Source organism: Ralstonia pickettii (genome assembly GCF_000607165.1).
In the GTDB taxonomy this organism is placed as follows: domain Bacteria; phylum Pseudomonadota; class Gammaproteobacteria; order Burkholderiales; family Burkholderiaceae; genus Ralstonia; species Ralstonia holmesii.
On the sequence record NZ_JFZG01000010.1, the window covers coordinates 60,978 to 72,920 of the forward strand.

The window sequence follows — 11,943 nt, forward strand, 5'->3', positions numbered from 1 at the left end:
GCGTGCTCATGCGGCGGCGACTGCGCTGCGTTCCTGCATCTGCCGCGCGAGGTCGGAATATTGGTTCGACTTGATGGCCAGCGTGTCGGCCAGGGCGCGGTAGGTCAGCGCCAGGTACTTTGCGGCGGCAAAGCTGCCGCGCCCGAACACGGCGGCGTCCAGCTTGGGCTGCTCGCCAATCTCCAGGCACTTGAGGAAGGCGTTTTCCGCCATCGGCAGCCACTGTTTCTCGGCCTCGGCCGGGTGTTTTGCGGCGGCTTCAAACATCAGGTGGCCGAGCAGGTAGAAGTAGTCTGGCGAGCCGGACCATTCGTCCATCCACTCACCGGCAAGGGTGATGGCCTCGTCCAGTTGCCCCGTCTGGCTCAGGCAGGCCAGCAGGCAGATACACAGGTCGTGCCGATAGGGCGACTGCTTGGGTGCCGTCGCCACGGCGCGCCGGTAATGCGTTGCGGCCTGGGCGGCGTCGCCCTGGTTGATCTGGAAATCCTTGCCGAGCTGGTAGAGCACGTACGGATCGTCCGGGCGCGCGGCCAGCTCCAGCTGCAGCAGGGTGTGGTTGCGTCCGCGCTTCTTGTCGAGCTTGACGTCCAGGTAGCCGTCGTGGCCGATCACCAGCGGCAGGCGCACCCGTTGCAGGTCGGCATCGGGCTGCTCGTGGATACGGCCCTTGTAGCGCACGCCGCGCGGCAGCAGGCGCGCGATCCAGCTGTTGGATTGCTCCACCTTGCCCGAGACTTCAAACCCGCTGCGGATGCACACCACGCCCAGCAACGGGCCGAAGGTGCAGGCGTCGCGCAGCTCGTCCGTGCCGCTTTCAATCCATTCGTCGGCGTCCAGCACGAGGTTCCAGTCCGCATTGGCGGCGTCCAGCGCGGCATTGCGGGCGGCGGAAAAATCATCCACCCACGTGAAATGGTGCACCTGGGCACCGCACGCCTTGGCAATCGCCACGGTGTCGTCGGTCGAGCCGGTATCCAGCACGATCATGCGATCGACGTGCCGCTTGGCGCTCATCAGGCAGCGTTCGATGCAGGCGGCCTCGTCGCGGGCGATGACGACCAGCGCAAGACTGCCCCGGGCGGGCTTGGCGCGGTGTTTGGCGTGTTTGGACATGCGGCGCGAAGAAAAAGAAGCCTAGAAAAAGTGACGTCAGATCGACATGCTCATGATGCTCTGGTACGCCGAGACGAACTTGTTGCGCACCTGCACCGCGGTCTGCATGTCGATGTTGGCTTTCTGCAGCGAGAGCATCACGTCGTGCAGATCCACGTCGTTGTTGCCCATTTCGAAGCTGCGCGAAACGGATTCAGCCTTCTGCTGCGACGCGTCGACCCGGTCCAGCGACGACTTGAGCACCGCGCCGAAGTCAACGCTGACCTTGGCGCCGTCGCCAGAGGCCGCGCCGCCCGCGCCAATGCCGCCCACCGTGCTGGACGGTGCCAGCACGCTGTTCATCAGCGAGACCACTGAATTGGCGTTTGTAATATCCATGTGAAGAAAGCTCCTCTTTGCTCTGTCTTGCTTGCGGCGCCGTTGCTTAGCTGCCTGGGCCGGCTTTCTTGAGGGCTTTCCGCCCCGGCCGGTTGGTCGCTATGGCGCCACGGTGATGCAAAGGTAGCCGCCCGCCCGCGGTTCCCAAGCGCCCAAAAGAACGGGAAAAGGCCCTCTTCTTGCCGATTTGCTTGCGCACCCACTGCCGATAATGGCAACCACGGAGCCATGCCCAGACATTGGGTGAGCGCTCAAGCAACGTAGTCAGTCAGGAGATTTGGGATGCCAACGACAGCCGATTCGGTTGCTGTCGCCGACACGCTCGGTACGGTGGATATGCCGGCGGTGGGCCAGGGCGCGATGACGCGTCAGAAAGCGGGAGGTGCAGGTGCGCTGGGCGCCCTGGGCCCGCTCGGCCGTCTGTCGCCGCGTCTGCTGATGATGATCGGCGGTGCCGCGCTGGTGGCCGTCATTGCCGCCGCGATGCTGTGGAGCCGTGCGCCGGACTACCGCGTCCTGTACAGCAATGTGTCCGACAGCGACGGTGGGGCGATCATCGCTGCGCTGCAGCAAATGAACGTGCCGTATCGCTTTGCCGAAGGCGGCACCGCCATCATGGTGCCCGAGACGAGCGTGCATGAAGCCCGTCTGAAGCTCGCTTCGCAAGGTCTGCCCAAGGGTGGCCAAGCCGGTTTCGAGCTGATGGAGAACCAGAAATTCGGCACCAGCCAGTTTGCCGAGCAAGTCAATTACCAGCGCGCCCTGGAAGGCGAGCTGGCTCGCACCATCCAGGCCATGCAGGAGGTGCAGTCCGCCCGCGTGCATCTGGCCATGACCAAGCCGTCGGTGTTCGTGCGTGAGCAGGCCAAGCCCAGCGCGTCGGTGCTGCTCAAGCTGTATCCGGGCCGCATGCTTGACCGCTCGCAGGTGCAGGCCATTGGCCACCTGGTGTCGAGCAGCGTGCCGAACCTGCCGCTGGCCAACGTGACGGTGGTCGACCAATCGGGCCGCCTGCTGTCGTCGTCGTTCCAGGACAACGCCTCGGGCCTCGACCCGACGCAACTGAGCTACGTGCGCGACGTCGAGCAGGGTTATATCAAGCGTATCGAAGCCATCCTGGGCCCCGTGGTGGGCGAAGACAACGTGCGTGCGCAGGTGACGGCCGACGTCGATCTGGACAACACCGAGCAGATGGCCGAGACGTATCGTCCGAACCAGGACCCGGCCAACGCAGCCGTGCGCAGCACGCACACCGCTGAAGCCACGCAGAACAAGGCCGACGCACAGGGCGGCGTGCCCGGCGCGCTGTCCAACCAACCGCCAACCGCACCGCGCATGTTGCCGACCGCACCGGCTCCGGCCTCGGCGTCGCAACCGGCCGCAACCGGCCCGAATGGTCAACCGCAACAAGCGGCGGCCGCCAACACGAGCGGTACCGCAACCAGCGGCAATTCGTCGAGCACCCGCGACACCACGACCAATTACGAAGTCGACAAGACCGTGCGCCGCACCCGCGCCGCAGTGGGCACCGTGCGCCGCCTGTCGGTGGCCGTGGTGGTCAACTACCGTGGCGACGGCAAGACCTGGAAGCCGTTGTCGCAAGCCGAGATGGCCAATCTCAACGCGCTGGTCAAGGATGCCGTGGGTTTTGACGCCAAGCGCGGCGACTCCGTGAACGTGGTCAACAGCCAGTTCTCTGGCACGCTGCCGATGGCCAAGGACGACCTGCCGCTGTGGAAGCAGCCGGAGATGATCCAGTACGCCATCCAGGCCGCCAAGTATCTGGCGCTGGCAATCGGCTTCCTGATCCTGGTGTTCGCTGTGATCCGCCCGGCGATCCGCTCGATGGGCAAGAAGGCCGAGGCAGCCACGCCCACCTTCGTCGGCCGTGAAGGCGAAGATCCGAACGCTCCGATCATCACCGGTGCCGCGGCTTCGGCCGGGCCTGAGCTGGAAGGCCCGGCGGCTGCCGGCGCCGATTCCGAAGATATGCCGGACGCGCTGCCGCAACTCAAGAACAACGACTTCGAGAAGAAGCTCGAGACCATGCGCCGCGTGGCGCAGAGCAATCCGCGAGCAGTCGCGGCCGTCATCAAACAATGGGTGAGTAACGAATGAGCGCCGAAGGACTCCAACGCAGCGCCATCCTCATGATGTCGCTGGGCGAAAGCGAAGCCGCCGAAGTGCTCAAGCACCTGGGCCCGCGCGAAGTGCAGAAGCTGGGCGCCACCATGGCCGCGCTGAAGAACGTGTCGCGCGAGCGTGTGCTGGACGCCTTTGACGCGTTCTTCATCGAAGCCGAAGACCTGCCGCTGGACGTGGATTCCAACGAGTACATCCGCACCGTCTTCCGCAAGGCACTGGGCGACGACCGCGCCGCCAACATCATCGACCGCATTCTGTCGGGCGGTGACACCAGCGGCATTGAAGGCCTCAAGTGGATGGATGCATCGTCGGTGGCGGAGCTGATCCGCAACGAACACCCGCAGATCATCGCCACGATCCTGGTCCACCTGGATCGCGATCAGGCATCGGAAATCCTGACCTATTTCACCGAGCGCCTGCGCAACGACACCATCCTGCGTATCGCCACGCTCGACGGCATCCAGCCCAGCGCCCTGCGTGAGCTGAACGACGTGCTGACCAAGCTGCTGCAAGGCAACGACCATCGCAAGAAGAACGCGATGGGCGGCGTGCTCACGGCAGCGGAAATCCTCAACCTGGTGCCGAGTGCCGTGGAAAGCTCCGTCATCGAAGGCGTGCGCTCGCGCGATCCGGAACTGGCCGACGCCATCGTCGAGAAGATGTTTGTGTTCGACAACCTGATCGATCTGGACGGCCGTGCGCTGCAGACGCTGCTGCGTGAGATCAGCCAGGACGTTCTGGTGGTGGCCCTCAAGGGCGCCAAGCAGGAGTTCCGCGACAAGGTGTTCGCCAACATGTCGCAGCGTGCCGGCACGATGCTCAAGGAAGAGCTGGAAGTGCTCGGCCCGGTCAAGGTGTCGGAAGTCGAAGCGCAACAAAAGGAAATCCTGGTCGTTGCGCGCCGCCTGGCCGACGAAGGCGAGATCACGATCGGCCGCAAGGCGGAGGACGCTTATGTCTGACCGCACTGGTTGCCATGTTGTGACGGAGCGCTGAGATGCCGCGCCCGCCGATCATCCCGCGCGATACGCTGGTCAACTGCCAGCCGTGGGAGCCGACCGACTTCGAGCGACAGGCAGCGCTGGCCGCCGCTGCAGCCGCGCCGCCCCCGCCGCCGCCCGAGCCTGAAGAGCCGCCGATTTCCGAAGAGGAATGGCAGGCCGCGCTTGACGCGGAGCTTGCCACCGCCCGCGACGAAGGCCGCCGCGATGGCTTTGCGCAAGGCTTTCAGGATGGCTTTGAACAAGGCCGCCGCCAGGGTGAGGAAGACTCAAAGCACATCGCCACGCTGATGCAATCCGTGCGCGATGCGATCGACCAACTGAACGGCAGCGTTGCCGAAGAGCTGGTCGATCTGGCGCTGCAACTGGCGCAGCAGTTTCTGCGCGGCGCGCTGCATGCGCAGCCCGAACGCATCCTGCCGCTGATTCGCGAAGTGCTGGGCGACGCGCCCACCGCACCGGCGCCCGCCATGCTGCGCGTGCATGCCGATGATGCAGAGCTGATCCGCCAGATGCTGGGCACTGAGCTGGCCGCCGCCGGCTGGACGCTCATCGTCGATGCAGCCATCGAGCGCGGCGGCTGCCGCGTGCAGACCCGCTTTGGCGAAACCGATGCCACGCTGCAAACCCGCTGGGCCGAACTGACCCGCGCGCTGGGCCGCGATACGGCATGGCTTGCCAGCGAGCGCGCGGAAGCCGAACGCGTGGCAGGGGGCGCACTCCATGTCGCCTGAGACCATGCAGCCGGCAGCGCAGAACGCCGCCAACAATCCCAACGTGCGCATGTGGCAAGCCCACCTGCAGCAGACCGCGCAGCGTGCGCGTCTGGCACGCCCGGTGGTGACGTGCGGCAAGCTCACGCGTGTGGCCGGCCTGGTCATGGAAGCCGTTGGCCTGAAGCTGCCGGTGGGCAGCGCCTGTCGCGTGGAACTGCCGCACGGCCGGCACGTGCTGGCCGAAGTGGTGGGCTTTGCTGAAGAGCGCGCCTTCCTGATGCCGCAAACCGATCTGGTGGGCGTGGTGCCCGGCGCGCGCGTGTTTCCGCTGGAGCCGCAACGCCTGCCGGTGACGAGCGAAGACGGCGCCAACCCGACGATTTCACACAGCAAGTTCCTGCCCGTGGGTCCGCGCCTGCTGGGCCGTGTGGTGGACGCCAACGGCGAGCCACTCGACGGCAAGGGGCCGCTGGGCGCGCATGAAGACCTGGCCTGGGGCACATTGAACCCGGCACCGCTGAACCCGCTCAAGCGCAAGCCGATCGAGCATGTGCTCGACGTGGGCGTGCGCGCCATCAACGGTCTGCTGACCGTCGGCCAGGGCCAGCGTCTGGGTCTGTTCGCCGGCTCCGGCGTGGGTAAGAGCGTGTTGCTGGGCATGATGGCCCGCTACACCGAAGCCGACGTGGTGGTGGTGGGGCTGATCGGCGAGCGCGGCCGCGAAGTGAAGGAATTCATCGACGAGATTCTTGGCGACGAAGGCATGGCACGCTCGGCCGTGGTGGCCGCGCCGGCCGACACCTCGCCATTGATGCGCCTGCAGGGCGCCGCTTACGCCCACACCATTGCCGAGTACTTCCGCGACCGCGGCTGCAACGTGCTGCTGATCGTCGATTCACTCACGCGCTATGCCATGGCGCAGCGTGAGATCGCCCTGGCCATCGGCGAACCGCCGGCCACGAAGGGCTATCCGCCCTCGGCGTTTGCCAAGCTGCCCGCGCTGGTCGAGCGTGCCGGTAACGGCATGGTGGATGCCAACGGGCGCGGCGGCTCCATCACCGCGTTTTACACCGTGCTGGCCGAAGGCGATGACCAGCAGGATCCGATTGCCGATGCGGCGCGTGCCATTCTGGACGGTCACTTCGTGCTTTCGCGCAAGCTGGCCGAGCAGGGCCACTACCCCGCCATCGATATCGAACAGTCGATCAGCCGCGTGATGTCGGCCATCGTGCCGCGCGAGCAGCTCGACACGGCCCGCCGCTTCAAGCAGCTCTATGCCCGCTACCAGCGCAACCGAGACCTGATTGCCGTGGGCGCTTACGCGCGTGGCAGCGACCCGGTGACCGACCAGGCCATCGCGCGCTACCCCGACATGGAAGCGTTCCTGCAGCAGGGCATGTTCGAAAACGAAAGCCGCGAGCACACGCTGGAGAAGATGCAGGGAGTGCTCGCGTGATGTGCTCGCTTAACACTGTGAAACCGCAGGCGTTGCGCAAGCCGGAGGCTAAAGCCGCCGGGTTTGCGTCCGATGGGTTGATGTAACGGGAAGCTGGAGGGTCTACCGATGACCACCATGAACAAGCCGTTCCGCCTCGAAACTGTGCTGGAACTGGCCCAGAAGGACACCGAGAAAGCCACGCAGGAAGTCGGCCGCCTGATGAACACGCGCGAGGCTGCCACGCAAAAGCTGGCGCTGCTGTCCGACTACCGCAACAACTACCACCAGCAGATGCTGAGCACCGCCGAAGGCGGCATGGACATCACGCGCCTGCGCAACTACGCGGCCTTTATCGACCGCCTGGGCAATGCCGTGCATCAGCAGAAGGGCACCATCAACTCGCTGGAGCAGCAGCTTGCAATGAGCCGTGCCAACTGGCTGGAAAAGCAGCGCCGCGAGCAGTCGTTCGACATCCTGCGCCAGCGCCATATTGAAGAGCAGCGCCTGGACGAAGAACGCCGTGCCCAGCGCGACAACGATGAACACGCCGCCAAGGTGATCCGCATGCGTGCGGCGCAGGGCGGCAATTGAAGACCAACGCGAACACGCAGTCGCAAGATGGAGTCAACGTGGGCTTGAGTGCCACCCCCAATGCCGCCGCCAAGGACCTGGGCGCCATGCTGTCGGCCGGCAACACTGCCGCCGCCGATAAGACACAGGCCTCCTCGTCGGGCACCGATACCTTCGGCAACCTGTTGTCGGACCGACTGGCCCAGGACGCCGCGCGCCGTCGCGCCGATGCGCAATCCGCCGCCGACGATGCCGGCCGCCGTGCCGATATCGCCCGCAAGGACGTCGCACGCAACGGCGCCGCGCGCAACGATCAGGATGCCAATCCGGCCGATGCCAACACGCCGGCGCAGGCCAATACCACGCCGGCCAGCAGCACCGCCGATACGGCCAGCGCCAAGCCGGCGCTGCCTGCCGCCAAGGATCTCGATACCGCGGCGCAGCAGGCCGTGGTTGACCCGGCTGCACAACTGGCTGCCCAGATCGAGGCCGCACGCCAGGCCGCGCAGCAGGCCGCAGTTGCGCAACAACCGGTTGCCCAGCCCGCTGCCCAATCGAATACCAACGCCGATGCCGACGCGACGACGCCGGTCGCGAGCAAATCGTCCGCAAATGACGCCGCCGCACTGGCCGCCGCAAATGCTGCAGCCAACGGGACGCAGGGCGCCGCTGACCCGGCCACGACGGCACAAGCCGGCCAAGCCGGATTGCCCGCCGCCAAGGACGCCAAAGCCAACGCCGCAAACACGCCGACGCCGCCCGCCACCGCGCTGCCCGACAGCGGCACGCTGGCCCAGACCATGGCCCGCACGCGCGCCGTTGCCGACAACACGCCGGCCACCGTGCGCCAACTCGGCAGCACGTCGTCTGCACAGGGCACCAATGCCGACCGCGGCCTGCCGCGCCGCACCGACCTGAACGCACACAGCACCGTTGCGCAACCGGCAACCGCCGCCGTGACCGATGCCACCAGCCACGCCAGCAATGGCGGTAACAGCGGCAATACGGACAACGCTGGCACGCAAGCCAATGCGCAGGGCAACGGTATGCAGTTCCAGGGCGTGCTGTCGCGTGCCAATGGCGACGCGGGCATGGCCGCACCGACCTTTGCGGTGAGTGGCGTCAACGCAGGCGCAACGGCGGGTGCGTCGATCACGCCGCAGCAAGTCCACACGCTGCCCACCTTTGGCGATGCTGCATGGCCGCAGAGCATGGCCAGCCAGCTCGCGTTCATGCAGGTGCATCGCCAATCGTCAGCCGAGCTGCAGTTGAACCCGGCCGAGCTGGGCGGCATGCACGTCAAGCTGGAAGTGGACAACGGCGCCGTCAACGCAAGCTTTGTCTGCCAGCACCAGGCCGTGGCCGAACTCGTTCAGGACGCCATGCCGCGCCTGCGCGACGCCATGCAGCAAGGCGGGATGCAGCTTGCGCAAACGTCCGTCAGCACGGGTGACTTCAGCCAGCAGCAGAGCGCATCGCAAGGCTCGTCGGCGCAAAACCAAGGCAGCGGTTCGGGCAACGGGGGCAGCGGCAGCCGCTATGGCAGCGGCGGCTCGCAAGACCGCGCCGATACGTCGACGGTGGCGCCGCGCCGTGTTTCCAGCCACGAAGGCGCGATCGATACATTCGCGTGACGATTACCGGCGGTGCCTAAAGTTTGATGCCAGCCGGCCGTTAGTACGCAGGAGTGCCATGCATAAATGGCCAGCCGCAAGGCAACGAAAGAAGGACGGGAAATAACAACGCGAGCACGCTGCGCATACGTTTGATGCGGCAGCGTTGCAAATGAATAACAAGGGGGTCAAGTCCGACTGGCGAAGAAGGGATCAAACGGGGATCATTTCGCCACATCCGTCCACGGGCGGATGCACACGGACCGATGCGGGGTGTCCGAGCCGGGGGGCTGGCGCACCGCATGTTTGCCGTACTTACGGGAGAGCGCACCGCGAGGTGCGCTTTTTGTTTTTGTGTGCGGGCTTCGTCGTTGAGCCGCTACGTGGAGAAGCCTCAGGCGCCCGCCTCGGCCGTTGCCAGTGTGGCGGGCGTGACCGACACCACGTGCTCCACGCCGTAGCCGCGTGCCACCCACGCATCGATACCGCCATGCAGCGGACGCACGCGCTTGAAGCCGCGTCCCATCAGCGTGCGCGCCAGCATCACGGCAGACGCCTCGTTGGGGCAGGCGCAGTAGATGATGATCTCGCGGTCGGGGCCATCAATCTCGATCGCGCGGTGGCTGGCGGACATGTCGTACAGCATCGCCCCCGGAATGCGTTGCGGCTGCAGCATGCGCGAGCTGTCGGCGCGCACGTCGATGATGACGGGGGCCGCGCCTGATTCGATGAGTGCGTGCAGCTCATCGGGCGAAATGCGCGCCATCTCCAGCATCTTGCGAAAGCGCCAGCGCTGCAGCCAGCGCGCTGCCACATACACCGCTGCAAGCAACGCGATCAGCAGTACGGCACGCGTGCCGAGCTGGTCGAGCTGGCGCAGCGCCTGGTCGATGCTGTCATGCGCCACGCGGCCCAGCATCAGCCAGAGCGTTGCCCAAGCTGCCGAGCCCACGAGGTTGTACAGCGCAAACGTGCTGAACGGTGTGCGCATTGTGCCCAGCAGCGCAGACGACACCGTCGACAAACCCGGAACGAACTTCGCAATGAGTAGCATCGGCGCGCCCCAGCGCTCGAACTGCGTGCGCGTGCGTCGCACGCAGGAATCGGGCGACAGCGATACGCGGCACAGCAATGCCATGACGTGCCGGCCATAGCGCTTGCCTGCGAAGTACCATAGGCCGTCGCCCAGGAGTGCGCCTGACACGGCGGCGGGCGCCAGCTCCATCAGGTAGAGCGGTCCATTGAACGTGAGCGCGCCGGCCACCAGCAGCGTCGGCACGGCCGGCAGCGGTGCACCGGCTTGCGTCAGCAGCACATTGAGGAACACGGCAAACGCGCCGTATTCGGCGATCAGGGGAAACAGGTCATGCATGGCAGGAGGGGCGCGGCGGGGGGGGCGAAAGCGTCCGCCAAGTTACCGCATTCCGGCGCCGCCCGATAGCCATGTCACCGGAATGCGCTCGGTGATATGGGGTTCGTGTGGAATTGGCGTGACAATGAACGCTTCATACCGCTTCTGAATCCTGTCGCCATGTCTTCTGCAATGCCCATCGACGCTGCCCCTTCCGTGCATGAATCTGGTGCCATCGCCATTCGTCCGGCTACCGTGGCGGATTTGCCGACCATCGTCGGCATCTACGCACATCACGTGCAGACCGGCACCGCCAGCTTTGAGATCGACGCCCCCGATCTGGCCGAGATGACGCGCCGCTTTCACGTACTGCAGGATGCCGGCATGCCCTACGTTGTGGCCGAAGCCGGCGGTGCGCTGCTCGGCTACGCGTATGCCGGCCCGCATCGTGCTCGGCCCGCATATCGCCATACGGTGGAAGACTCCATCTATCTTGACACTGCAGCGCAAGGGCGGGGCGTTGGGACGTTGCTGCTGGAGGCGCTCATCCGGGAATGCCAGACGCGCGGTTTCAAGCAGATGGTGGCGGTGGTGGGCGGCGGCCGCGAAAACCCGGGATCAGCCAAGTTGCACGCGCGCTGCGGGTTTCGGGAAGTGGGCGTGCTGGAGGCGGTGGGCTACAAGTTTGGACGCTGGCTGGATTGTTTGCTGATGCAGAGAGTCTTGTGAGGTGAGGGCGCTAGCTGAACCAATCAAAGAGGTTCAGCGAAAAACCAAAGTAGTCGAGAAGGCCAGCGTTGACTCCTCCGGAACGCATCACAGTTTTGAGCCCAATTCAGAGGCTATTGGTCACTGCGCTCAATCGATGATGTCGGCGCAGGCGTCAGTGGGCGCGGCCGCCACATGCCCGACCAGCGGCACCATCTTCAGGCCCGCAGATGCCACGCGGCACGGCGCGGCCACTACGCCGCAGCCCGAAAGGAGAGCAACACCAAGCAAGGACACAGCGAGCAGAAGGCGTTTCATCGTGGGTGGGTTTGAAAGCGAATGCCGGGCAGTGTGACACAGAGTCATTCGCCAACCTGTGCGCGTTTGTATCGGGAAATGACAATCTGTGCGGGTCTCAAAACCATGATGCGATGCATCAGAGCGCAACAATAAAATCCGTTCGAAAGCCGTACAACGCTGACTTTGGGTGAAAAAGTCACATTCTTTGTTTGCGCAAATTTTCCTGCCAGCCTTTTCTCCAGGCCGCAAAGCCACTGTTGATGCGGGTTTTCCCGTAATTTCACATATCGCAACAATAAATTGTCTGTCGCGACATTTATTGTCTGAACAGCCTCGCCTACGATGACTCCATCGAATGCGGCGCCGCAGCGAAAAAGAAGATCCAGGAAATGCCCGGATCACCTGCCTGACGCGCTGCGCCCATCTGGAGAAGACATCATGAAAGCCCAACGCACCCTGATCGCTGCCTTGATCGCCCTGGCAAGCGTGCCGGCACTGGCCGCAGCCAAGTTTGACGTGTACACGCAAGGTGCTGCGCAAATCAGCCAACGCTTCGACGTGTACTCGGACGGCGCCAAGGCTGGCGACAAGTTCGACCCGTACACCC

Annotated in this window: 11 protein-coding genes; 7 read left to right on the top strand and 4 right to left on the bottom strand. The window is 65.1% G+C overall.

Annotated elements, in window-relative coordinates; translation table 11 throughout:
- Nucleotides 1-6 precede the first annotated feature (6 nt).
- Complete coding sequence (locus BG83_RS0115575) at nt 7-1,116, bottom strand: glycosyltransferase family 2 protein (protein ID WP_024977620.1); 1,110 nt, start codon at nt 1,114-1,116, stop codon at nt 7-9.
- A gap of 36 nt (nt 1,117-1,152) precedes the next feature.
- Nucleotides 1,153-1,494: a flagellar hook-basal body complex protein FliE gene (fliE, locus tag BG83_RS0115580; RefSeq protein ID WP_024977621.1), complete on the bottom strand. Its 342-nt coding sequence runs from the start codon at nt 1,492-1,494 to the stop codon at nt 1,153-1,155.
- Between the two features lie 282 nt (nt 1,495-1,776).
- On the opposite strand from fliE, the gene fliF reads away from it, so the two are divergent.
- From fliF to BG83_RS0115615, 6 genes are all read left to right on the top strand, one after another.
- Complete coding sequence (fliF, locus tag BG83_RS0115585; RefSeq protein ID WP_024977622.1) at nt 1,777-3,612, top strand: flagellar basal-body MS-ring/collar protein FliF; 1,836 nt, start codon at nt 1,777-1,779, stop codon at nt 3,610-3,612.
- Entirely contained in the window at nt 3,609-4,601 is a 993-nt protein-coding gene (gene fliG, locus BG83_RS0115590) for a flagellar motor switch protein FliG (protein ID WP_024977623.1), read from the top strand. The genes fliF and fliG overlap by 4 nt, the downstream gene beginning before the upstream one ends.
- Nucleotides 4,602-4,636: 35 nt before the next feature.
- Nucleotides 4,637-5,374: a flagellar assembly protein FliH gene (fliH, locus tag BG83_RS0115595; RefSeq protein WP_024977624.1), complete on the top strand. Its 738-nt coding sequence runs from the start codon at nt 4,637-4,639 to the stop codon at nt 5,372-5,374.
- On the top strand, nt 5,364-6,812 hold the full coding sequence (gene fliI / locus BG83_RS0115600) for a flagellar protein export ATPase FliI (protein ID WP_024977625.1): 1,449 nt from the start codon (nt 5,364-5,366) through the stop codon (nt 6,810-6,812). Before fliH ends, fliI begins: the two co-directional genes overlap by 11 nt.
- 108 nt (nt 6,813-6,920) lie before the next feature.
- Nucleotides 6,921-7,385, top strand: a complete 465-nt coding sequence (fliJ, locus tag BG83_RS0115610; RefSeq protein WP_024977626.1) for a flagellar export protein FliJ — start codon at nt 6,921-6,923, stop codon at nt 7,383-7,385.
- Between the two features lie 38 nt (nt 7,386-7,423).
- Nucleotides 7,424-8,998: a flagellar hook-length control protein FliK gene (locus BG83_RS0115615; RefSeq protein ID WP_024977627.1), complete on the top strand. Its 1,575-nt coding sequence runs from the start codon at nt 7,424-7,426 to the stop codon at nt 8,996-8,998.
- A 373-nt stretch (nt 8,999-9,371) separates the two neighbouring features.
- On the opposite strand, the gene BG83_RS0115620 is transcribed toward BG83_RS0115615, so the two are convergent.
- Complete coding sequence (locus tag BG83_RS0115620; RefSeq protein ID WP_024977628.1) at nt 9,372-10,349, bottom strand: DedA family protein/thiosulfate sulfurtransferase GlpE; 978 nt, start codon at nt 10,347-10,349, stop codon at nt 9,372-9,374.
- A 159-nt stretch (nt 10,350-10,508) separates the two neighbouring features.
- On the opposite strand from BG83_RS0115620, the gene BG83_RS0115625 reads away from it, so the two are divergent.
- Complete coding sequence (locus BG83_RS0115625; RefSeq protein WP_235193204.1) at nt 10,509-11,057, top strand: GNAT family N-acetyltransferase; 549 nt, start codon at nt 10,509-10,511, stop codon at nt 11,055-11,057.
- Nucleotides 11,058-11,186: 129 nt separating this feature from the next.
- Here the strand turns inward: BG83_RS0115625 and BG83_RS29680 are convergent, their stop codons facing one another.
- Nucleotides 11,187-11,354, bottom strand: coding sequence for a DUF6726 family protein (locus tag BG83_RS29680; protein WP_200869051.1), 168 nt, complete (start codon nt 11,352-11,354; stop codon nt 11,187-11,189).
- Nucleotides 11,355-11,943: the final 589 nt, after the last annotated feature.

What these genes read in the sequence shown, in the direction of transcription:
- BG83_RS0115575 (WP_024977620.1), bottom strand. Translation starts at nt 1,116, where the DNA reads ATGTCCAAACACGCCAAACACCGCGCCAAGCCCGCCCGGGGCAGTCTT.
- fliE (WP_024977621.1), bottom strand. Translation starts at nt 1,494, where the DNA reads ATGGATATTACAAACGCCAATTCAGTGGTCTCGCTGATGAACAGCGTG.
- fliF (WP_024977622.1), top strand. Translation starts at nt 1,777, where the DNA reads ATGCCAACGACAGCCGATTCGGTTGCTGTCGCCGACACGCTCGGTACG.
- fliG (WP_024977623.1), top strand. Translation starts at nt 3,609, where the DNA reads ATGAGCGCCGAAGGACTCCAACGCAGCGCCATCCTCATGATGTCGCTG.
- fliH (WP_024977624.1), top strand. Translation starts at nt 4,637, where the DNA reads ATGCCGCGCCCGCCGATCATCCCGCGCGATACGCTGGTCAACTGCCAG.
- fliI (WP_024977625.1), top strand. Translation starts at nt 5,364, where the DNA reads ATGTCGCCTGAGACCATGCAGCCGGCAGCGCAGAACGCCGCCAACAAT.
- fliJ (WP_024977626.1), top strand. Translation starts at nt 6,921, where the DNA reads ATGACCACCATGAACAAGCCGTTCCGCCTCGAAACTGTGCTGGAACTG.
- BG83_RS0115620 (WP_024977628.1), bottom strand. Translation starts at nt 10,349, where the DNA reads ATGCATGACCTGTTTCCCCTGATCGCCGAATACGGCGCGTTTGCCGTG.
- BG83_RS0115625 (WP_235193204.1), top strand. Translation starts at nt 10,509, where the DNA reads ATGTCTTCTGCAATGCCCATCGACGCTGCCCCTTCCGTGCATGAATCT.
- BG83_RS29680 (WP_200869051.1), bottom strand. Translation starts at nt 11,354, where the DNA reads ATGAAACGCCTTCTGCTCGCTGTGTCCTTGCTTGGTGTTGCTCTCCTT.